Source organism: Sulfurisphaera tokodaii str. 7, assembly GCF_000011205.1.
In the GTDB taxonomy this organism is placed as follows: Archaea; Thermoproteota; Thermoprotei_A; order Sulfolobales; family Sulfolobaceae; genus Sulfurisphaera; species Sulfurisphaera tokodaii.
In genome coordinates this window covers 1,905,039-1,927,180 of the sequence record NC_003106.2, presented here as the reverse complement: position 1 = coordinate 1,927,180, position 22,142 = coordinate 1,905,039, and the positions used below count along the sequence as shown (strand labels likewise).

Annotated in this window: 17 protein-coding genes and 2 pseudogenes; 7 read left to right on the top strand and 12 right to left on the bottom strand. The window is 34.9% G+C overall.

All coding sequences use genetic code 11. The features are described 5' to 3' along the window. Nucleotides 1-115: 115 nt before the first annotated feature. From STK_RS10655 to STK_RS10635, 5 genes and pseudogenes are all read right to left on the bottom strand, one after another. Nucleotides 116-1,759, bottom strand: a complete 1,644-nt coding sequence (locus STK_RS10655) for an ABC transporter permease subunit (RefSeq protein WP_010979987.1) — start codon at nucleotides 1,757-1,759, stop codon at nucleotides 116-118. After that, complete coding sequence (locus STK_RS10650) at nucleotides 1,752-2,687, bottom strand: ABC transporter ATP-binding protein (protein ID WP_052846673.1); 936 nt, start codon at nucleotides 2,685-2,687, stop codon at nucleotides 1,752-1,754. Before STK_RS10650 ends, STK_RS10655 begins: the two co-directional genes overlap by 8 nt. A gap of 45 nt (nucleotides 2,688-2,732) precedes the next feature. After that, nucleotides 2,733-3,137, bottom strand: a pseudogene (locus STK_RS10645) (carbohydrate ABC transporter substrate-binding protein); the annotation flags it as partial. A gap of 198 nt (nucleotides 3,138-3,335) precedes the next feature. Continuing rightward, entirely contained in the window at nucleotides 3,336-4,328 is a 993-nt protein-coding gene (locus STK_RS10640; RefSeq protein ID WP_010978843.1) for an IS5-like element ISSto3 family transposase, read from the bottom strand. Nucleotides 4,329-4,449: 121 nt separating this feature from the next. Further along, nucleotides 4,450-5,457 (bottom strand): annotated as a pseudogene (locus STK_RS10635) (carbohydrate ABC transporter substrate-binding protein); the annotation flags it as partial. A gap of 278 nt (nucleotides 5,458-5,735) precedes the next feature. Here STK_RS10635 and STK_RS10630 point away from each other — a divergent pair. Genes STK_RS10630 through STK_RS10615 form a run of 4 tightly spaced genes read left to right on the top strand, consistent with a single transcriptional unit; the run spans nucleotide 5,736 to nucleotide 13,385 of the window. Then, nucleotides 5,736-8,210, top strand: coding sequence for an MMPL family transporter (locus STK_RS10630; RefSeq protein ID WP_052846671.1), 2,475 nt, complete (start codon nucleotides 5,736-5,738; stop codon nucleotides 8,208-8,210). A 55-nt stretch (nucleotides 8,211-8,265) separates the two neighbouring features. Then, nucleotides 8,266-10,206 (top strand): COG1361 S-layer family protein, encoded by a 1,941-nt coding sequence (locus STK_RS10625; RefSeq protein ID WP_010979983.1) that lies wholly within the window; start codon nucleotides 8,266-8,268, stop codon nucleotides 10,204-10,206. A 3-nt stretch (nucleotides 10,207-10,209) separates the two neighbouring features. Continuing rightward, on the top strand, nucleotides 10,210-12,387 hold the full coding sequence (locus tag STK_RS10620) for a tRNA(Met) cytidine acetyltransferase TmcA (protein WP_010979982.1): 2,178 nt from the start codon (nucleotides 10,210-10,212) through the stop codon (nucleotides 12,385-12,387). 20 nt (nucleotides 12,388-12,407) lie between these two features. Further along, nucleotides 12,408-13,385, top strand: coding sequence for a stage II sporulation protein M (locus tag STK_RS10615; protein WP_069168205.1), 978 nt, complete (start codon nucleotides 12,408-12,410; stop codon nucleotides 13,383-13,385). On the opposite strand, the gene STK_RS10610 is transcribed toward STK_RS10615, so the two are convergent. From STK_RS10610 to STK_RS10595, 4 genes are all read right to left on the bottom strand, one after another. Further along, nucleotides 13,355-14,080, bottom strand: coding sequence for an exodeoxyribonuclease III (locus tag STK_RS10610; RefSeq protein WP_010979980.1), 726 nt, complete (start codon nucleotides 14,078-14,080; stop codon nucleotides 13,355-13,357). The genes STK_RS10615 and STK_RS10610 overlap by 31 nt on opposite strands. Beyond that, nucleotides 14,067-15,179 carry a PhoH family protein gene (locus tag STK_RS10605; RefSeq protein ID WP_010979979.1) on the bottom strand — a complete coding sequence of 371 codons (1,113 nt, stop codon included), beginning with the start codon at nucleotides 15,177-15,179 and terminating at the stop codon, nucleotides 14,067-14,069. Before STK_RS10605 ends, STK_RS10610 begins: the two co-directional genes overlap by 14 nt. 381 nt (nucleotides 15,180-15,560) lie before the next feature. Continuing rightward, a complete protein-coding gene (locus tag STK_RS10600) occupies nucleotides 15,561-16,511 on the bottom strand; it encodes an IS110 family transposase (RefSeq protein WP_010979978.1) in 951 nt (316 codons plus the stop codon). 171 nt (nucleotides 16,512-16,682) lie between these two features. Continuing rightward, nucleotides 16,683-17,417, bottom strand: coding sequence for an IS1 family transposase (locus tag STK_RS10595; protein ID WP_010979977.1), 735 nt, complete (start codon nucleotides 17,415-17,417; stop codon nucleotides 16,683-16,685). 34 nt (nucleotides 17,418-17,451) lie between these two features. Here STK_RS10595 and STK_RS10590 point away from each other — a divergent pair, with 34 nt between their 5' ends. Then, entirely contained in the window at nucleotides 17,452-17,676 is a 225-nt protein-coding gene (locus STK_RS10590; protein WP_052846670.1) for a YeeE/YedE family protein, read from the top strand. A gap of 16 nt (nucleotides 17,677-17,692) precedes the next feature. Here STK_RS10590 and STK_RS10585 read toward each other — a convergent pair whose 3' ends face one another. Then, complete coding sequence (locus tag STK_RS10585; RefSeq protein ID WP_010979976.1) at nucleotides 17,693-18,997, bottom strand: RNA-guided endonuclease InsQ/TnpB family protein; 1,305 nt, start codon at nucleotides 18,995-18,997, stop codon at nucleotides 17,693-17,695. Beyond that, the gene (gene tnpA / locus STK_RS10580) at nucleotides 18,984-19,394 is read right to left on the bottom strand and encodes an IS200/IS605 family transposase (RefSeq protein WP_010979974.1); all 411 of its coding nucleotides are present in this window, start codon (nucleotides 19,392-19,394) and stop codon (nucleotides 18,984-18,986) included. Before tnpA ends, STK_RS10585 begins: the two co-directional genes overlap by 14 nt. 153 nt (nucleotides 19,395-19,547) lie before the next feature. On the opposite strand from tnpA, the gene STK_RS10575 reads away from it, so the two are divergent. Both STK_RS10575 and STK_RS10570 read left to right on the top strand, forming a co-directional pair. Beyond that, complete coding sequence (locus STK_RS10575; protein ID WP_069168155.1) at nucleotides 19,548-19,805, top strand: hypothetical protein; 258 nt, start codon at nucleotides 19,548-19,550, stop codon at nucleotides 19,803-19,805. Nucleotides 19,806-19,831: 26 nt separating this feature from the next. After that, nucleotides 19,832-20,911 carry a Zn-dependent exopeptidase M28 gene (locus STK_RS10570; RefSeq protein WP_010979973.1) on the top strand — a complete coding sequence of 360 codons (1,080 nt, stop codon included), beginning with the start codon at nucleotides 19,832-19,834 and terminating at the stop codon, nucleotides 20,909-20,911. Here the strand turns inward: STK_RS10570 and STK_RS10565 are convergent. Beyond that, on the bottom strand, nucleotides 20,895-22,106 hold the full coding sequence (locus STK_RS10565) for an NRAMP family divalent metal transporter (protein ID WP_010979972.1): 1,212 nt from the start codon (nucleotides 22,104-22,106) through the stop codon (nucleotides 20,895-20,897). The two genes, STK_RS10570 and STK_RS10565, sit on opposite strands and share 17 nt — an antisense overlap. Nucleotides 22,107-22,142 lie beyond the last annotated feature (36 nt).

Genomic DNA, 22,142 nt, shown 5'->3' with positions numbered 1-22,142 from the left:
ATATTGTCTTATTTACTGAAAAATTCCTTGTAATAAACGAAATAAAGTAAGGGAGTAAATTCAAATCAAAGTATTTATTAGTTCATTATGGTAAGATAATTTCCTTTACGCGAAATCAGCTACCTTTTACTCCTCCACTATATAATCCTCTTAATACGTAATCTTGAGCTACATAGGATATTATTATAACTGGTAGTGCAGCTATCAATGCAGAAGATGCTAATAGAGCCCAATTTACTGATCCTTGTGTTATTGAATTCAGTGCAAAGATAGTTATTGTTTCACTCCCACTAGGTGGGAAATTCATATTATATGGTGTTTCGCTTAATACTAGCGGGTAAAATAGTAAATGCCAGGCAAATATGAAAGAGATTATAAAACTGGCAATTAAGAAAGGTCTGGATAGTGGTAATATTAATCTAAGCATCTTATTTTTCATTCCATCAATTTCCGCAGCTTCTTCATATACTTTAGGGAAATCAATATAGAAATTGAACATAGTCCAGAAAGCAAAAGTAGCTGTAAATATTGCTGAAGGTAGTGCTAAACCTATCCATGTGTTAATTAAATTAACGTCAGCCTCCATTAGATATATAGGTATTATGTAAGAAGTTGATGGTAAAGCATATAAATATATTGATAATATTAGGAGCCAGAACCAGAATTTTCTAGCACTCTCATAGGCACTTATACTTGACAGTAGAATTGTAATTACGCCTACAATTAATGCTACAATTATTGAACTTATCATGTACGGTATTGAGGAATAAAATGATGATATTAAATAAGACAAATTAATGGATTTGGGAAGTAAAATTGGCGGTTTTACGAAATCTAAATTGTTAGGTCTCGTAGCGACTAATATCATCCAATAGACTGGAAAATCTAAAAATAATATAATTATTACGGTAAGAGCTAGAATTATCGGTTTGAATAACTTATCTGGGATTTTGATTGCTGGTAAACTAACTTTAAAACCTCCTTTCTTTATTAATAAGGCAACACCTATTGCTGGAAGTGTTGCTATAAGAGAAAGTATTGCCGCAAATAATGCACCACCAGAAAAGTTATCGTATTCAAACATCATGAAATATACGATTAACGAAAGTGTTGTTGTAGAAAACCCTGGTCCTCCTTGAGTCATAACATATGGTAGGTCAAAGTTACCCATGGATAATACGAAATTAATAAGGAAGGAAAGTAATATTCCTTTTAATGCATAGGGAAAGGCTACATTAAGGTAATATTGGGATAGAGTTAAACCGTCTATCTGTGCCGATTCCTTAACTTCAACTGGGACACTCCTTAAAGAGGCTAATATTAGTAAAAACGCTAAAGGAGTAGAACTCCATGCACTGACAAGGCTTACTGCAGTTAACGCTGTTTTAGAGAAGTATAAAGGATCATAATTAATTCCAAGTAAGTAGGTGAACCATCCGTAACCTCCATAAAAACTTATTACCCAGATAAGTGCTGATGACGTAAAAGGTATTGTAAAGGGTAATAGGGCTAATAAGATTAAGACTTTTTTAGGGAACATATCAACTCCTATAGCGAGAATAAAGCCCAAAATAGTTGAAACTATTGCAGTAAATAATGAGAAGTAAAAAGTATTATATATTATTTCACCAACATTTGTTATTGAAAAAGCCGATTTCGCAAGATTAAAGTTTAAACCAACTATTACAAACGTTAGAATTAATGGTAAAATTCCGAAAATAGTAATATATACTAAGTAAGGTATGGAATATCTAATCATGATTGAACACCTTATAATTAGTTAATTCGAACTTTATTTTTGAGCCTTCTTTTATTCTATTTTTGCTCATAGCCCTTATCTCATTTCCGTTATAGTCAATATAAATTAAGTAATACGAACCCCAAAATTCGGAATTTGTAACTGTACCTTCATATTGCCCCTCACCTAATATAACATCCTCTGGTCTAACCCCAATAGTTTTTCCATCCACTCGTATAAAGCTCATAGACGTTAATAGGGATGCAACAGTTATATTTGAGGGAGAACTATAAATTTCCTCCGGTTTTCCCACCTGTAAAACCTTTCCCTTATCTATTACACATATTCTATCTGCAATAGCTAAAGCCTCATTAGAATCATGGGTAACGTAAAGTGTAGTGATATTAAATTCTCTTTGTATTTTCTTGATCAATTTTCTGGCAGAATACCTAAGTTGAACGTCTAGGTTTGATAGAGGTTCGTCCATTAGCATTACCTTAGGTCTTCTGACCAAAGCCTTTGCTATTGCTACTCTTTGTTGCTGACCTCCAGAAAGTTGACCAGGATATTTATCCAGTAAATTATATATATCTAATTCCTTCGAAATTTCAACTATTCTATTTTCTTTTTCCGATTTACTTATCTTAATATTTTCAAGAGCTATAGCCATATTTTCATGAACAGTTTTATTTGGATATAATGCATAATTCTGAAAAACCATTCCCACATCTCTTTTTGAAGGAGGAAGATCTGTAACGTCTTCATTATCTATTATTATTCTCCCGGAAGTCACTTTTTCCAATCCAGCTATAAGTCTGAGAAGTGTAGTTTTCCCAGAACCTGATCTGCCTAAAATTATGAAGAACTCTCCCTTTTCTATTTCGAGGCTTACATTGTCTAAAGCTTTAAAGTTACCGAAAAGTTTAGTTACGTTTTTAAGTGTAATCAACAATTATCAAAAAAATTATGAAGGTAAAAATATTAACTTTTACGATTAAGATAGGGCTGAAATCCATTCATTTGCAGCTTGTTGCAATACTTCCATGGCGTAGGTTTCATTGTATTGAGGAGATGTTAAAAACTGAAAGACTAAGTTATTAAAACTCGGTATAAGTTTTGGATAAGTAGGTGGAATATTAGGCGGATTAGCAGAAGCATTAAGGGCTGCTATATAAGTTTCTTGTAACCATTCCCTTTGATAATAAGGTAGTGAGGAGTTACTTATTAAATTGTTAAATGCCTCCTTAGATACTGGGAACTTACCAAATTTTAAGAAAGCTATTTCTTGAACCTTAGGTGATACTAAGAATTGTAGGAATTCCAACGCCAATTGAGGATGAGCAGAGTATTTACTAATGCCTAAGAAGTCAGTTCCAGTTTCTGCATACCCACCTGAGAGCGTCCAACGCGTAATTAACGTGAATAACTAAATAAAGTAAAAAGTTATAAAACACGTTTGCTTAGAATTAAATTCACTTAATTACTACGAGTGAGATAATATAAAATCAGTTTATTAAATGCAATTGCAAATAATCTCGCAATTTTCGATAACCCAAGCTGAGAGAACTTTTCTAACATGCTTTCCCACCGAGTTTTTCTAGTGTAGGACACGCCTTTTCCTAAGAGCCCTAAACCGCTGAATATTATAAGCTAAACCTACGAGATTAGCAAAAGTATTCAACACCTCTAAACTCCTAGCAAAACACCTCATGTGCTCCTTGAGGAAAATCCCAAAAAACTCAACACCACTCCTCAAAACTCCCAAACCCTTTCTAGCCCTAATTACCTTACCCCTCTCCACAAACCCCCTATCCACAAGCGTAACCACATTAGGCACAATAGGAGACCTCGAGTCAGAAACATTAGCTAAAACTAACTCAACCTTAGATACCATAAGGGTTTTAGAAGAAACCTCAGCAAAACACTTCCCCCCAAACCAAGCCTTACCCCACTTCCTACCCCAACTCCCCTCATGCTCCCTAACAGTATAATCCCTAGGGAAATGAGAAAAAAGCTCCTCCCTCTTTCCCTCATCAAGTGAAGCAAGAACCTCATGAGGCTTCCTCTTAGAATCAATCTCCCTCAAATCAAGCAATAACTTCTCAATATGAGTCTCAATACTCTTCTTACCATTAGGCAACTCAACGGGAAAACTATCAAGCAACCTTATATCCCTTCCAAACTTCTCCTCTGCTAGTAGATGGTGTGTTGGGAGTTGTTCTTCTTCAACGAGTGATTCAAATCTTCTGAATACCTTGAGGAGTAAATCCCTTATTCTGTCACTAAACTTGTGGACAAACCAGTGTAGTGAGGACTTTGATGGGATTTCTTTAACTTTGAGGAAACGCTTTACCACAATATTTGTAGCTGCGAGTTCAATTGTCCCCCTATAAGACTCTCTATAGAGTACCATAACAATCAGCATCTTCAAGTAAGTCAAGGGGTCATATTGAGTGAACTTGAAACCCTCGAACTCCCTTCTGATCACATCATCTAGCTCTTTCAAGATCTCCTCGCAATCCAAAAGATATTTACTCTTCCAACCCAAATATTTTTGGGGGATTACGCTTTGGTAAATTTCGATGCCCATTGTATAACCTAGGCGTAATCCCCCTTAAGTATTATTATCCAATTGGGTTCTGTAATTCTTGCTTTTTCTATAAAAATTTATTAATAAAGTAAATTACGTTAATTACACATTGGACGCTCTCACCTGGCAGTGGTGCTAATAGTACATCTTGTGAGTTATTAATATAACTTAGCTGTGAAGTGAACAAAAATGCACCTGCAGCTTGTGAGAAGAATTCTGGTAAATTATCATATGATATTTGAATTTGAGACGGATTTGGTTCGTAATTTACTAATTCTCTATATGTCATAAGGGCTTCTACTCCAGAAGTACTGTTAAATGACGGTAAAGGATAATTATATCCTGGAAGTATCTTCCCTTCAAACATTATGTTATAATTTGGTATTCCAGACGGGTTTCCTAAATTGATTGAACTATCTCTGAAATAATACCAACCAAACACAGCAGGAAAGGCATCAATTATACCATGTGCTACATGGTCATCAATTAAAAAGCCATATTTAGTTATGTGATGAGAAGTTAGGAACTCATCTACATCTAAAACTACAGTCCAATTTTTATATGTTATTGGAGAGAAGTTCATATGATATTCTTGCTCAAATTCTTCTGCTAAGGTTTGGTTATTAAATACTGTCATGTTATAAGCCATTAAATATACAGCAGTCTCATATGCTATTCCTATAATTTCCGTTTTCCCAGTACTGACATTATAATAAAGTCCTCCAAAATCCTCTTGCGGATATATTATATCAGAGAAATTGAAATCACTCTGATTTAATGGTAACAAATAAGGCGCTACAGATAAAGCAGAGGTTGAAGTGAAACCTATAATATCGTATTGAGATGAATGTGCCTCTAACGCTGTTAATTCCTTACTTATATATTGGCTAAACGGATATTGAACTACTTGGACTTGAACATTGGGATGGAGTTGATGAAAAAGCTCTCCAGCATATTGAATAAAGTTTGCGGAAGTACCACTAAACGTAACTACTGTAAGTGTAATTGGTGTAGTATTAGTAGTTGTTGGTGTATGATGGCTTGATATAATAAAATATGCTGCTGCAGCTACGATAGCTATTACTATAATTACTATAATTGCTATTGCTATTGTTGAAATACCCTTCATATGCTATATGGTTAACTTGAGTTAAAAATAATTTATCTATATAGCTTATAAAGAGGGACTTAGACCTTTACATAATTATTGCTTTTCTGAATAATCGGATGCCAGTAATTGTTTAAAGGGAAAACTAAGGTTGCAGGTACTTTTTGCTTTCCCTAGTACGAACTCAAGGTTTTTAGGGCATTATATGTCTTGTCTAAAAACTCTGAGAAAATACAATAAATGGTAATGTTATAATTCTTATGATTAACATTTTTAATTCTTATGGAGAATTTAGCGTTATGAAAGCTTACTTAATTTTATGGTTAGTTCTTCTAGTCATTTTAGCTCCTTTCGCTTTAAATATACAGCATCTATTCGTTTATTCTGACTCACCTTTTCTAAATTCACAATTTGCTAGCGTAAAAGTGAAAGATATTCTCGTGAAATATTTTAATTTTTCGACAAATGATGATATATATGTAATAACTAAAGGAAATTATAGTACATCTCTGAAAATTGTAAATGACACGGCGAGTAAGTATCTTCAGAACTATAAACTTCTGACACCTTACTATATACTTAATGAAAGTAACAGCTCATATTTCTCCGTTATATTCCCAGTAGTTGAGAAGGTATACAAAGAAATTTTGCCCCTTCACGAACTTTATAAAAATCTAACAACACTACGACTTCTGCTATTAAATAACATAACATCCTTTTATTTTCAACTTAACGTAACCTACGGATTACCCTTAGGAAAGTTCAAAAGTAATTCTAGTCTAGCATTAAAGTTTTTGGCAGTTTATAGTGCTTTAAAAAATGGTACTGATGTTGAAAAAGCTAGGAATGCGAGTTATATAGTGTTTAAGGATCCGTATGTTTTTCTTTTCTCTTTTAATAACTACAGTAATGTTAATCTAGTTACCAATACCTTAGAGGATTTTAAGGATTATGCATATTTGATCAGAATTATAACCGGAAAGAACGTATCTACAGCAGAGATTGAGGATCCGTTAAATTATTCTTTAAATCTGGTTGAAAAGGAATTTCCTCCTCCACCTTTAAGTATTAACCAGTTTCATAAAGGAGATGAGTGGCTTTTCATAGTTCAAGTACCTTCTAACGAAAGTTTGATCGATGTTGAGATGTTCATGAAGGCTTTATCAAATGCTATAATAACTGGGCATTTACCAATATATGCCGAGTCAGCTGTAGTTACTGAGCAAGATCTAAGAATTATTGACATTTTTACGATATTAATTCTAACTATACTTTTAATTGTGCTTGTGAGATCATTAGTTCCTATCATAATATTAATTGTAAGTGCAGTAATAGGGTTAGTAATAGCATATTCTTTACTGTATCTTCTTACTTTCTTCGGTTATTCTATTTATTATATCTCTGGATTGGTTATTCCTCCGATAGTTTTTGGTATAACAGTTGACTACTCGATTCTATTTCTATATAGGTATTTTGAAGAAGTTAGAAAAGGCGAGAAAGAACCTTTGAAGGTTGCATTTAGAACTGCGGGAAGAGCAGTTCTATTTAGTGGGTTAAGTATAACCTTAGGTTTTTCATCATTTCTTTTTTCTTCTTCGCCTTTGTTAAGAAACATTGGAATAGCCTTAGTAATATCTTCAATCTCGTCATTAGTTCCAGCTATACTCTTTATAAGAACAGCATTGGCTTCAATCCAGGTAAGATGGCTAAGTTTTCCAAGAAAAGAAATTCCAAATCCTCAAGATGTTAGGCAAAGATATTTAGAAAAAATATCTAAAGTATCAATCAATCATAAGTATTGGGTTCTTCTTTTTATGATAGTGTTAGCTGTAGCTTCGTACTCGGTATTCATAACACATCATACAAATGTGGCTATTGATGAGATAGTTCCCTCTTCTTCAGAAGTGGTTAGGGGAGAACAACTGTTAGGTCAATTATATAATTATAGTGTAGATTATGTTATAATTAAGGGAAATCCAAATACCACGTATTCGGAAATATACAATCTAAGTAAAGAATTAATAAATAAAGGCGCATTAGTGTATGGTCCAGCATCAATAGGTAAGGCACTTTTTGTTAATAAGACTTATGTCACAAATCTTTATTATTCTCATAATTACTCATTACTGGAAGTTTACATTCCATATCCGGTATTCAGTCACGGTGCAATAAACTTAACCAAGCAGCTTATTAATGAGGGTTATCTTGTTGGTGGAAGTAATGCTGAAAGAATAGATATTGTAGATAATACTGTAAATTTATATTATACAGAAGTTTTACCGCTAACAATAGTTATAATTACAGTGTACTTAGTAATTAGTTTGGGTTCTGTCCTAGTACCTATAAGGCTAAGTCTTACTCTTTTATTAAGTTCTTTGTTTGGCGTCTCAATCCTTTATCTAGTATATGGTTCTCTATACTGGCTTACACCTCTAATAGTTTTCGCAATTATGTATAGTCTTGGGATCGATTATGATATGTTTATTATTATCAGAATTTTAGAGGAAAAAGGAAATGATGAGGAAAGAATTGTAAATGCTGTTAAAAAAACTGGATTGGTAGTTACAGCTGCTGGTTTAATATTAGCTGGTGCGTTTCTTTCCCTAATGTCTTCAGATATGAGGTTTTTACAAGAAATAGGATTTGGAGTTGGTATTACTATTTTGTTCGATACATTTGTAGTAAGACCTATATTTGTTCCTGCAATATTAGCAATATTGAAGAAGTATAATTGGTGGCCTAGAATGATGAGCCTTACAAGGGATGATAGGTGAATGAATGGATCCTTGCTGAGATAGCTTTATTAATTTCGATATATCTATTTCCCATATGAAATTTATGGCAATGAATAAAAAGACCCTAGGGCTCCTCTTTGTATTAGCCTTTATCTTACCAACGTTAATTGTTTTTTCTCAGAATACATCAGTTAATATTTCAGCAATTTCCCATGTTTCTCAAATTTTAGCTCCAGGCATGGGACCAGTACCAATAACATTTACGTTAATAAATTTAGGTTCACCAATCTATAATGTAAATGTTACACCACTATCAATATATCCTTTCAGTTTATATCAATACTACAATAATACTGAAAATATTACAATCCCTGAAATACAAACTGGTAGTCAAGTAAATGTCACATTCCTTTACAAGATATCTCCTTCTGCATCTGACGGAATTTATAAAATTTATCTTAAAATTACTGGAGAACTGCCTAATGGAGATGTAGTATCAAAGAATATATCCGCAATAGTTCCTATACTTGGTTATGTATCAATAACAGCACAATCTGTTTGGGGATCGCTAAATTCGCCATTAGTTGTGAGTGGTGGAGAAAATAACTTACCATTAACGATAGTTCTGGTTAATTCTGGTAATGTTATAGCATCTAATGTTTCAGTAATTCTTAAATCTCATTATCCGGTAAAATTTGAAGAAAATAAAATAAATATAGGTTATTTACCGGTTGGTCAGCCAGTAGAAATAGCTACATATGCAAGTATTTATCCTAACGCTACTCAGGGAGTTTATCAGGTTCCTATTGTTGTAAGTTACTTTAATGGTGTTAATTTAACGACTAACATGACTGTGGATATAAATGGGTATGTTAATTTCTCTGTTACTGCAATTTGGGGATCTATTAATTCACCAATAACTATATCTTCTGGGCAATCTCAAGTCCCTCTAACTTTTGTTATTAGAAATCTTGGAGATGTAAATGCTTTAAATGTGACATTAGATTTAGACTCAGAATATCCATTATATTTCACTCAAAAGAACGTATATGTTGGTATAGTACCAGCTGGTGAATATAATTATGCGTCTGTAACTGTAAATGTTTATCCAAATGCAACACCTGGAGTATATTATATTCCGGTAACTATTCAATACTTTAACACTAAGACTGTTGTTTATACTCCAGTAGTCATATACTCACCAAATATTACAATAAACGCCTTTACAATTCCACCACAAGTATTTCCGGGATATTATGATGTTGAAATTAAAGCGATTCTAGTAAATTATGGTGAAGCAATAGCCAATAACGTTTCAGTTTCAATATCTTCTCCTTTCCCAATAATTTCTTCAAGTGAATTTACTGTAGGAGCTTTACCTCAAGGAGTTCCAGCTAATTTAACCTTTTTAATTAACGTACCTAATGATACAAAAGCTGGATATTACTACATTAATTTCACAGTTAAATATGATGGTGGGAAATATGTAAAATCATTTAAGATAGAAGTATATCCCAAAGCTAACTTAGAAGTGGTTGGAGTCTATTACCCAACTTTATCCTCTGGTGCTTCTCAAGTTCCTATAACTATAACAATAAAGAATGTTGGTAATGCTACTGCAAAAAACGTTAAGGCTATTTTAGGCTCTAATGACGTAATTTATCCATATGTTAGTAGTTCAAATCCGCTAATGGCATTAACAGCGTCTGAAGCTTATTTGGGTGATATTAAGCCTGGTGAAGAGGTTAATGTAACATATGTTGTTGATATAAGTGGTGGTGCACAAACTGGAAATTATACTATGGCAATAACTTTATTGTGGAATCAAACTGGTGCGTTATTCCCGTTTGTGCAAAACGATAAGTTTACTGTGCAAGTGTCTCCATCAGCGTTTAGCAATTTAGTATCTCAAGGAATAATAGTAGAAGTGAATAATACAAAGTATACAATAAGTTGGCTCGTTATAATAGTAGTGATAATCATAATAATTTTAATAGTTGTTGTGGTAGCATTAAGAAGTAGGAGGAAACATTAAAAGATGAGAGAAGAGTTTCAAAAAGCCTTAGATTTTTATTATAGGCATTTACTTTTCGTAGAAGGGAATAATTTTCTAAATTCTACTTTAGGTTTTTTAAATTCTTTTCTTGAAACTAATAAAAAACCTAGAATAGCTTACGCTTTCCACCCTTGGGTTGACAAGGCAAAGGAGAGATTTGATTTTTTTAAGCAAATCGGATTACCGCTGACAGATATTGACTATTCATCTTCAGAAAAATTTCTTGGGGAGACATTTGACCTAGTAATAATGGATGCTGTAGATGATTTTCGTCCTAATTATATTTCTCGTTTAACTGATATGGCTAGGGGTGGCGGATTAATTGTCATCTATACTAATGATATATATAAAGACAAGTTGTACAGAAACAGTCTAATAAGAGATGGGATTGTTGATAGCTTCTTTGAAGATAGGTTTATGAGAAAAATAAGATCATATCAAGGGATAATTTATGTAAAAGATGAAAAATTAGTAAATTTTAAGAGCGTAAATGTAAATGAATTAAAAAGATCTTCGCTTAAAATCCCATCTAATCCTTCTATTCCGGTTAAGTTACATAACCTTTGCCTAAGTGAAGATCAAAATAAGGCATTGGAAGAGTCATTATTTATCCTTCATGATGATAGAAAACGAATTTTAGCTGTGACTGCACCAAGAGGTAGGGGGAAGAGTGCTGTAATAGGGCTTTTCTTATCATATGTTGTTTTCCTAAAATACAGAGAACCTACAGTAATAATCATAACCTCTCCCTCTTATTATTCTTCTTCAGAAATCTTTAGGTTTTTAGCTAAGGGTCTTAAAAGCCTGGGCATAAAATACACCGTTACTAAATCGAGGGATGGAAAAATTATGAGGATTTCAGCTGGAGAAGTGATAGTCAGATGGTTAGCCCCAGATTTAGCCAAAGATTATGATGGTTATTTAATCGTAGTTGATGAAGCAGCAGCTTTAGGAATAGAAACGCTAGAGTATATTATTAGAAAGTGGAACAAGACAATCCTTATAACTACTATTCATGGTTATGAAGGTTCTGGAAAGGCATTTCTTAAGTATCTTCTATTGATAAAGCAAAAATATCTTTTTAAACACGTTACTTTGGACTTTCCTATAAGATATTCAAAGGGGGATCCGATAGAGAGATTTATTTATGATGTTATGCTCCTGGATGCAGAACCAAAGATAAAGCAGTTAAATAATAGCATAGAAGAAGTTAACAGAGAAGAGCTATTTAAAAATGACGGTAGATTAAGACAAATTTACGGTATTCTTGTCTCAGCTCATTATCGTAATTCTCCAGACGATTTAATGTTGTTAGGCGATTTACATTTTCAGAAGTTATATTCATTAAGTGATGTTTCTCTAGCACAAGTTATATTTGAAGGGGGATTATCGGAAGAGAGAATAAATAGCATTTTAAAGGGAGAGAGCAATTTAGGACATTTAATACCTCACAGAATTATAAAATATGAGAGGTTGAAGGAATTTGGTAAATTGAAAGGTTGGAGAATAATAAGGATTGCTGTATTACCGGAATTACAAGGCAAGGGGCTAGGCTCTAAGTTGCTTTCTCATATTAAGGGTGATGCAATATCTAATAATTTGGATTGGCTAGGTTCTTCTTTCATCTTAGATATAAGAGTCCTTAATTTTTGGGTAAAAAATGATTTTACTCCAATCTATCTAGCATCTAGAAAAAATGAAGGTCTAAATGGTTACTCTGTTATAGTTATTTATCCTATTTCTGATAAGGCGAAAGAGCTTGCAAATGTATTATCTTTTAATTTAAAAAGAAAGATAATTAATACTGCTCATCAAGTATATTTTAACGTATCGCCTTTATCATTAGCTAAGCTTTTAGATAGTATTAACGCTTTTAATAAAACCGAGGATTTAAAACCACAAGATATAGATAAGATAAATGCATATTTAGAGGGAATTCTTCCTTATAATTCAGTAGCCGATTCTATTGGTTTGTTAACTAAAAAATATTTTTGGGAAATGCCGATAAAACTAGATTTATTAGAAGAAGCTGTACTAGTTGGCCGAGTACTTCAAGGGAAAAGTTGGTCACATATAAGTTGCAATATAGAAAAATCCCCAAGGGAAACAGAAGAGATACTCAGAAATGCCGTTAATAAACTTATGAAAGCTTTTATTTAATGGAGTTAAAATTAAGTATTATGAGACCCATAAGTAAACTAATACTAATGTTCTTTGTAGCTGAGATAATTATATTCTTAATCTCTTCAGCAATACCGATAAACTCTTCATCATTAGTTCAACAATATAATGGTATAGAGAGTTCTATACGAAATGAGCCTTACATATTAATAGCATTAAGCATATTTTCAAACAATATCAGAGTTGCATTGCTTGATTTTATTCCAGCTATTGGAATATTATTCTTAGCTTATTCCATAGTTAATACGGGGATGATTCTTAGTGCTGTAATGACCGCTAATCATATTCCTGGCATTATAGCTGCATTACTCTTACTAACACTTCCTCACTCTTTTGTAGAATTACCATCTTATGCAATAGCGACTGCCTCTGGTACATACATTCTTTTAAGGAGAAATGAGTGGATAAGAGGAATCCTAACACTCATAATAGTCCCAATCGAACTTTTCCTTGCTGCATTAATAGAAGCAAGTTTATTCTTTGTATCTAATCCCTATATAATGTGGATTGCTTCAGCACCAGTTCTAGTAGGGCTATATTTCTTTTATCAATATATTCAGAAAGTGGCTGATAGGCATGTTTCAGTTAGTTCCTCGGCTTTGCAACCTATAACAACACAGCAGTATTATTCTTTAGATTCTCAATATTTTAACCAATATAGAGACAATTGGGCTAAAGCTTTATTGTATGAATCTCAAGGTGACTTAAGCAATGCTATGAACTTTCTATGGGTATCTATAATTAACCTAATTGCTGCAATAGCAATAAAGATGAATATGCCTTATTATACTAAAGAAGATTTAGATAGAGTTATCCAAACACTTTCCTATCAATATCCTCAACTTAATTTGCTATATCAACAAGCTTTCTCCTATAAGATACAAAATGATTACCAGAATTTTAAAGCGTCAATAACACAATTAGCTGCCATTTTACAAAATATATATCAGACTTCTATCTCAAGAAGAATAGGATAATGATCAGAGCCAGATACATTTAATATTTTGCAATCCCTAATTTTATCCTTTAATTCTTCAGAAACTAAACAATAATCTATTCTCATAGCTTTCCATTTAAATCTATAGCTCCTCCAACTATATTCAATTTTTGTAGGGTTAATAAACCTATAAGCATCAATATATCCTTTTTTCAAGATGTGGTTCATCCATTCTCTTTCTTTAGGCGAAAGACCCGGTTCATTTTCATCCCAAAAAGAAGAATCCCTTCTTTCCACCACAGCATTAAAATCACCGCAAATAATAACTGGTTTTGTTCTTCTTAGCTGGTCCATAAATTCTTCAATTTTATTATCAAAAGATATTTTAAAATCTAATCTACTAAGCCCATCTCCTGCTCTAGGAAAATAAGCATTGATTAGATAAAATTTTTCCAACTCAACTGTAACAGTTCTTCCTTCTTCATCAAATTCCTTAACGTTTAAGCCTTTTATTATACTTTTAGGTTTTTCTCTAGTTAATGTCATAACACCGCTATACCCCTTCTTCTTAGCTGGAAAAGAAGCAATGTTAAATCCGCTCATTAACAAATCTAAGGGTAAATCACTACTACGAATCTCTTGTAATAAAATAGCATCGTAATTTAATACAGATTCTAAAGCTCCTTTTCTAGTTATAGCCTTAAGCCCATTGACATTCCAACTAACTATTTTCATTCTCCTTCGCTATAACTCTTATACCTACACCTAAAAGTTTTCTAATAGCTTCATCAACAAATCTCACATAAGAACCCTTTTGTCCCATGAAGGCTCCAGTCTCCTTCTTGATCTGTACTACCAATTCGTTTCCTTTAAAATCAGCATCTTCAATATGCTTGACAACCCAAGGGAGAGGATGAACTGCCCTTATATACTCCTTGAAATCAAGCGATAATTCTAAAGCCCTAAGTTTTTTCCCAATTTCCTTTTCGGTTGAATTAATTCTTTCACCACCTTTTCCTACCAATCTACCGATATTTCCTTCCTTTACTACTATTATACTATCGGGTACTGTAGTCAAATTATCTAGTCCTAGTTTCTTTTTCTCCTCAGACAAATCTACAACAGTTATTATATCTGCGTCTGGAGCATGAGCTTTGGTAACATTCAGTACCTTATTCTCTTCTTCTGATAATATTCTACTCCTTAACCTATACTCAATTAGAAGTCTTAAACCTCTCTTTGCACCAGCCCTTATAATATCCTTAACTCCAAGATCTATTACTTTAGCATCTTCTTCATTTAATAAAACTTCCCTAACTAACTCTGAAGGGTCTTTGAATGTCTTCATTTGAAGTGACTGGAAGACTGGATCTCCAGCAACTACTAGCTTACTATTTCTTCCAATTCTGATTATTAGCTCAATTATGCTCTCTGGCTGAAGTTCTTGGACTTCATCAATGAAAATAATTGAGTCATCAAACGTTCTTCCTCTAAGTAGTCTTGAATCAAGAATTTCGATCCTTCCACTTTTATATAATTCATCTACAGTCGCGGAATACTCGGGTCCAAGAACATCTTTTATATAACTTAATATAACCTCGTGATAATTAGGTAATTCAGTAGCAGTAATTTCTTTTTTAGTAACAATATCTACTATTGGCTTTACTATAATGAATTTCTTAAATTTTCCTTGCTTAATAACATCTATACCATATGATAATGTTAATAAAGTCTTTCCAGTACCAGTGGGTCCAAATACCCCTACAATCTGATACTTATCATCATTAAGAGCTTTTAAAACCTCTTCCTGAGAAGAAGTAAGAGGCTTAATCATCAAAAAAGAAAAAAACTTAAGACTTAAAAAGTCAATCTAGGTTTCTTCTTTCCATTACGGTTGTGTTATCTATACTTCTTTCAGTGAGCTCATCAATGCTCTTTAATATTGTTTCTTTCTTTTGAACAAGTATGGTTTGCATAAAGAATAATTATTACAGTAGTTTATTAACCTTACTCTAGTAATTTCAAGGTGTTCCAATTATTTGGATAAATTTTCCATAGCATATAGATATAGGAATAGCCAGTTATGCTAGTTCTAAGTTCATTAATTTTTGTTTGCAATTATTTCTAAACTGAGTGTGGAGCTTCCGGTATAAAAACCTTTCCATCGAAAATCAAGCATAGTCCACACTACTTCTGAAAAACAAGACTCTCCTTATCACTCGTCAGCCTCAAAGGGCTTATTATAGTACAGCACAGCCCAAGTAATAACAGCAAGCTTCCTAGCACAAGCAATAATCAACTTCTTACCCCTCAACCTTCCCTTGTGCTCTTCATAAAAACGCTTGATAACAGGGTTAACCCTAATAGCAGTTAAAGCTGCAAGATAAAAAGCCCTCCTCAAAACAACATCACCTTTCTTAGAAATACCCCTTGAAACAACACCCTTCCCACTAGACTCAACAACCGGATCAAGACCGCAATAAGCAACAAACCTCTTCTTATCAGAAAAGCGCCTAACATCACCAACCCTAGCCAAAATAATACAACCCAGCGTCCTACCAATACCCGGAATAGTGAAAATCAAACTATCCTTGGGAACAAAATTCTCAAGCCCTTCCTCAATCTCCCTCTTCCTACCCTCAAGCCTCTCCAGTTCCCCCAAAAGAAACCTAACCTCAGACAACACTACATTATCCTCCCCTCTCAACACCTCATTCAAATTCTCCTTGGACAAACTATCCCTATAACCCAAGAGGATTAAATCCCTCCTCAGCCTATTCTTAACCCTAACAATACTTCTTGTAACAAAATCCCATTGGCTTGTTAACTCCCTAGCCTCACTCGTTATAAACTCACTACCCATATTAACAACTAATTCCGCAAGCTTTTTAGCATCACTCTTATCACTCTTCTTACCCCTAAAATCCTTAAACCTCTTGAGTACTAAGGGATTAATAATCCTAACATCATACTCATTACCCAAGTACTTAACCAAGTTAATGTGGTAAACTCCAGTACTTTCAATACCTATCTTGCAACCCTTAGGCAAGATTTGCTTTACTCCCTCAAACCCTTGCTTATCATTAGGAAACTCGTATAATTTACCTTGGAAATACACTACTAATTTATCTTTTGATATATCTATTCCTGCAACTGGGGCCTCCATATATACTCACCCTTATGTTTTATTCGAGCTTCAAGCCCAACTTCCGGTACGAATTTGGAGGCGGCCAAGCTCCACACCGAGCTTTAAGCCCAAATAGTGTCACGGCCTCACCCAGTCAGATCTGTATTACACAGATCTGACTAATATGTTTTATATAAGATAGTGTCGTCATTAAGCTACAAATTCTGGGATTAGCCTTCTCTCCCACAAGACCAGCGCTATAGAATACTTCACCATATTTATACTCCTGTTAACAGCCTTCGTTGCCCTCTTGAAACGTACGAGCCTATCCCTCAGTGAGGAGTGAAAGGACTCGTTGGGATTAACAAGTGAGACTACCGTGTGATCCTTTAACCAAAAGTAAACGTTGTAATCATCACTCACCCACCTACCATCATCTGGCACGTAGTCCTTGACCTCACGAAAAGTATTCTCATCCCTATCACCCACAGAGTAAATTATGTATAACCCTAGCCTAGTATACACGTAACAAGTGAATACCCACTTGTAGAAAGCCCTAGTGTTTCTGTACAAGTACGTCCACATCTCATCAACAACCTTAGTAACGACCTTACCCTTGACCAACTCTTTAGCCTTATTCCACAAGTCCACCAGCTTCTCGTACTTCCTCTTACCATAACGCTTAACCCAAGTGAAAACAGTACCCAGAGGTACGTTAAGAACCCTAGAAATAGCTCTCATACTCATACCATTAGTATACATCCTCAAAGCCTCCTCCCTCACCTCCTTAGAGTGGTGGTGATAAACTGCGTCTGCAAGAAAGTACTTACCGCAATCCCTACACAGAAACCTCTGCCTACCAGGAGGCTTACCACACTTAACGACGTGATGACTACCACAAGAGGGACACGCTATATCATGCCTAATTACAGGCTTCCTACCCATAAGTGATACTCATAATACAAATATAAATAGCTTAATGACGGCACTATCTCCACACTCATTCTTTGCTGCAGTATTCTTAACTAGAAGGTTTACAGCATTCAGAAAGAACATACCACCAAGTTGGGAGAAAAGATTTGGTAATAATGAGGCTATTAGAGCTTTAGGTTCATTTGGCGGAACTGCATTAATGATGTTTGGTGCCAGAATGGCTGGTGGATGTGCATCTGGTCATATCTTAAGTGGTGCATTACAAATCTGACCACCTCCTCTCCGCCCTAAAGGGCGAGGGTTCCCTTAGGGTGGTTCACAGGTTTGTGGTTTACCACCTTCATCCTCACAACTTCATAGCTAGTGGGTGCGTAAAGCATCCACCCCGCTCCGTTCGTCCAGCGGTAGACCACGGGCTGGGCCTTCAGCCCATTACCCCTATCCCTAGCTAGGGGTTGCCCTCCGCCCCTAGCTCCTCGGGACTCGGGGATATGTAGGATGTTTATCGCACCGTTTAAGTCCGCATTTATTACCTTCCCCGTGCGGGGACACTTAAACAAACCGCGTTTAATACGCCCACTTTTGTGGGCTTCCCCGCACAGGGAACAAGTCTTTGAAGTGTAAGCCTCACTGACCTCGACAACGTCTATGCCAACCTCCTCCCCGACTCCCTTAAACCTCTTGATGACATAGCCGTAGTTCCAGAAGTTGACCGTCAGCTTATTTCCACGACCCCTCACTATGTCTTTAGGATGACCTACAACTATCTTGCCTACTCCTTTATCCTTCAATAGCTCCATTACCTTCCTAACCATGCTGTTTAAGGCGTGTTTTAGGAACCTACTCCTCTTCTCGTACAAGAGCTTCAGCTTCCTGCTTCTCCTCTGCTTGTGCCTCGCTAAGGTCTTCTGGGCAACTTGTATTTTCTTGCTGTAATATTCGTATTGGGATAAAACAGACCCACTCTTAAACAAGTACCACGACCCGTCTTCGACGTACACTGTAGCTAGGTTAACTATGCCTAAGTCTACTGAAGCCGTCAAATTACCCTTCTCTACTTTATGTTCTAACTCCACTGGTATATGGGCATACCACGATTTCCTTGCCTCGTTGTAAATTATCTCTAGTCTGCCTTGTTTTCCTTCCCACTTGAGTTTCCCCTTAAACTTGAGGGTGAGGTGGAAGTCCTTCAAGTAAATTTCCCTCTTCTCTTCGTTTACCACATACCTATCGTTTCTAATAATAACCATGAGCTTATACTTGCCGTTTTCCTTCCAGTACCCTGGAGGTCTCGGTTTGAACCAGCTCGGTAGTTTTCCCTCCTTTTTCATCTCTATTAACGCGAAGAAGCTCCTCCAGTCCTCCGCGTTCTTCCTCGCGACCTGTCCTGCGTTTACTTTGAGCACTGTTTTGTATTTTGAATATACCGTCTTCTCAGAACCGTTGAAGTCTACTCTCTCCCCTTCCTTGAACTGTTGCATCCTTAACCAGTTCACTTCGTTCCAACACTTCGCTGTGGTAATAGCCAACTCCTTCAGTCTTTCGTGGGTTTGCTTGTCTACTTGTAGTTTAACTACGTTAGTCCTCTTCACTCTCTTTCGCCCACTGTTCTTCAATGTACTTCTTTATCGTCTCGCTGGATACGTTACCTGCGGTAGATACGAAGTAGCTTCTAGTCCAGAGCTTCCCGTTAGTAGCTTTCTTCAGCTCTGGGAACTTCTTGAGGATTAGTCTTGCTGATTTTCCTTTGAAGTAGTTTGCTAAATATGACGGTGCGTATCTCGGTGGGCAGTTAACGAAGAGGTGGATATGGTCTGGCATTACTTCTAGGGCTAATACTTCACAGCCCAACTCTTCTGCTATGGTTCTTAATACCTCTTTAGTGTATTCAGCAACTTCACCTGTTAGTACTTTCCTACGATATTTTGGTATCCATATGAAGTGGTAGTTGCAGAGGTACTTTACATGCCTAGTTGATTTGTATTCCACACTTTAAAGTATTCAAAATAATTTTTAAACTTTACCCCGCCTTAAAAGGCGAGGCTTGCCTCACATTTTGTCAATAAGTGGTTTAGAATTTGGTGTAATGGTAATGATTGCTATGATAATTACTGCAAAACTCGTATATAGAGGGTGAGTAAGATGGCAGTTATTCAAAACCAAGAATATTTGAATAAATTGGATAAAACATTCAAAATTATATTTATTATAGGGTTAATAATAATATTTGCTGTTGCAATAGCTGAGACTCAAAACTACAAAGGCTTCTCTCCAACACCTTCACAAGTAGCCACTGTAGGTTATATAGTTGCATTACTCTTAGTTATTGCTGGAGTTATCTACTCTCAATTCCCGCCATCAGTTTTAGGTAAACCTATTAAGGAAGAAAATAAAAGTTAATATTTTTTACTTCTTTTATTTCTTTAATGCTTTCTTTAGAGTTTTTCCCACTGGGAGAGATTATTCATGGTAGTGATAAAGAGAAATTTATCTTGAGCAAGTTAAAAGAAAAATTCGGTGGTTCTTTACATACTATAAAGACTAAAGAATGGGTAATTGAAAACTTTGAGCTTTATGTAAATGGTAAAAAAGTAAATGGTTCTCTTCTTCCTTATACTTCTGGTTACGTTAAGGGAAAAGTGGGTAAGGAGATTAGGTATTATGAAATGCCCCCTCACCCTTTTATGGTTAAAGACCTTTATGATAAGACAGTTGCAGAGGGTTATAAAGGCGTTATATTTTTCGATCAAGGAAAACTGAGAAGAATAAGTGTTGGTTCAAAGATCCCTGCTGTGTTTTCTGAAGTACCTTTAAAGGATGGGGATGAAGTTGAGATCTATTCTAAATCTTATTTAAGAGAGAATGAAAGTTATAATTTAGAGGTTGAGGCTATTCCCGGGGAAGATTATATAGTAATTGGTGCTCATGTAGATCATTGGTTAAGCGGTTATCATGATAATCTCTTTTCTCTGGATATAATCGAGGGGTTAAAAGTTGAATTGAAACACCATGGTCTTAAGTTCCTTTTCTTTTCCTCTGAGGAAGGTCCAAGATGTTGTAACGGATCTTTTCAGCATAAAAAAGACAACACTTTTATTATGATTTCTTTAGATGCTCTTTTCCCTAATAGGGTTGTTTTCTCGGCAACTCCAGATTTATTTCAGTTTTCTCAATTCTTTAATGTAAAAAGAATAGAAATGCCAACTCCTTTCTCAGATCACTTCTCTTATATCTTAGAAGGCTATCCTGCAATGGTACTTTATAATGATGATTTAATTCCCTGGTATCATTCAGATAAGGATTTACCATTAGATGAAGATAAGGTATATCTGAAAGAGATAATACAAGGACTAAGAAAAATGTTAGAGAAGACTGACAACGTTACCAAGGAAGAATTAGATAAAATATTTTTTGATTATGCCAAGCAACAAGGATTTGAAATAAAGGAAAGGAAAGGGAGTATAATACCCTTAGGTTTAACATCAACATTTAAAAAGTTGCAATAATAGCAATTGAAAGTATAATTATTGCTGATATCCAGTATGCAACTAACCTTATTCCACTAGAATAATATTCGCCCATGATCTTTTTATTCCTTGAGATTATTCCAAGGATTACTATTGGTCCAATTAGAGCATAAACGAAGAATACTAGGAGATCAAGTATTGTATTTATTAACATGGAGGGAGGTAATAGTAATGTAACTAAAACTGCCGGTATACTTTCAATAACATATATCTTCCAAGCACTCCTTTTTGGGATTCCGAGTGCCTCAACCACTCCCCAAGCACTGCCTAAAGAAATTACAACTAATGCAAGGAATCCAGCACTTATTAGCCCTATGGAGAAAAATATTGGAGAAAGATCACCAGCTATAGGAGTCATTACGGTTGCTAATTGGGAAGCACTGGCAAAAACTGATGGATCAGAAGCGTTTTTTATCCCGGCAAATGTCATTTCTACAATTACCATTAAGATTTCAGTGGCTATTGCTCCAAGTAATGTCTCTTTTCTCATATGTTTAATAACTTGTGATTTGTATTCTATTGCATCAATCTCCTTTAGTTTAATCGCTGTAGCTGAGGCTTGGAAATATAGCATAAATGGCATTATTACTGCCCCTACATTGGCTGCAATAAGAAAAAAGAATAGGGGAGAGGGTTTAAAATAGATAGGCGAATAATCTTTTACTCCTCGTAAAAATAGGGTAGCTGTAAGCCCAACTATTAGGGCTAGCGAGATACCTAAAAGAACTCTTTCTGCTTCTACATATTTCTGTTTCGTAACTATTAGAATGTGGATAATAAAAATAGCTGGAATACTTATAATTAATGGAATTCCTAACACCTCAAATCCTATGGCTATCCCCATATATTCTATAGCATAAGTAAATGCGTCTGTTATTGCCATAGGTAATGCCATAATTGCTGCAACTCTTTTACTGTAATTTTCTCTAATTACTTCTCCTAAACCTTTACCCGTGGCAACTCCAATTCTACCCGAGGTCTCTTGTATAATATAAAGTGGAATTACTAAAAGTAAAAGAATCCATACAAATCCATAATTATATACAGCACCAGTCTGTGCAGCACCTATAATGCTACTAGCGTCCATGTCAGCCATCATAACAAGCCATGCAGGACCAAAGACTTTTAAGAAATTAATTGTTTTTTCGCTTGTCGTAATTCTTTTACGCCACATCGTAAATAAATATATTCAAAGATACTAATAAGTATT

Coding starts and splice junctions, on each gene's coding strand:
- STK_RS10655 (WP_010979987.1), bottom strand. CDS start 1,759: ATGATTAGATATTCCATACCTTACTTAGTATATATTACTATTTTCGGA.
- STK_RS10640 (WP_010978843.1), bottom strand. CDS start 4,328: ATGGGCATCGAAATTTACCAAAGCGTAATCCCCCAAAAATATTTGGGT.
- STK_RS10630 (WP_052846671.1), top strand. CDS start 5,736: ATGAAAGCTTACTTAATTTTATGGTTAGTTCTTCTAGTCATTTTAGCT.
- STK_RS10625 (WP_010979983.1), top strand. CDS start 8,266: ATGAAATTTATGGCAATGAATAAAAAGACCCTAGGGCTCCTCTTTGTA.
- STK_RS10620 (WP_010979982.1), top strand. CDS start 10,210: ATGAGAGAAGAGTTTCAAAAAGCCTTAGATTTTTATTATAGGCATTTA.
- STK_RS10615 (WP_069168205.1), top strand. CDS start 12,408: ATGAGACCCATAAGTAAACTAATACTAATGTTCTTTGTAGCTGAGATA.
- STK_RS10610 (WP_010979980.1), bottom strand. CDS start 14,080: ATGAAAATAGTTAGTTGGAATGTCAATGGGCTTAAGGCTATAACTAGA.
- STK_RS10605 (WP_010979979.1), bottom strand. CDS start 15,179: ATGATTAAGCCTCTTACTTCTTCTCAGGAAGAGGTTTTAAAAGCTCTT.
- STK_RS10600 (WP_010979978.1), bottom strand. CDS start 16,511: ATGGAGGCCCCAGTTGCAGGAATAGATATATCAAAAGATAAATTAGTA.
- STK_RS10595 (WP_010979977.1), bottom strand. CDS start 17,417: ATGGGTAGGAAGCCTGTAATTAGGCATGATATAGCGTGTCCCTCTTGT.
- STK_RS10590 (WP_052846670.1), top strand. CDS start 17,452: ATGACGGCACTATCTCCACACTCATTCTTTGCTGCAGTATTCTTAACT.
- STK_RS10575 (WP_069168155.1), top strand. CDS start 19,548: ATGGCAGTTATTCAAAACCAAGAATATTTGAATAAATTGGATAAAACA.
- STK_RS10570 (WP_010979973.1), top strand. CDS start 19,832: ATGCTTTCTTTAGAGTTTTTCCCACTGGGAGAGATTATTCATGGTAGT.
- STK_RS10565 (WP_010979972.1), bottom strand. CDS start 22,106: ATGTGGCGTAAAAGAATTACGACAAGCGAAAAAACAATTAATTTCTTA.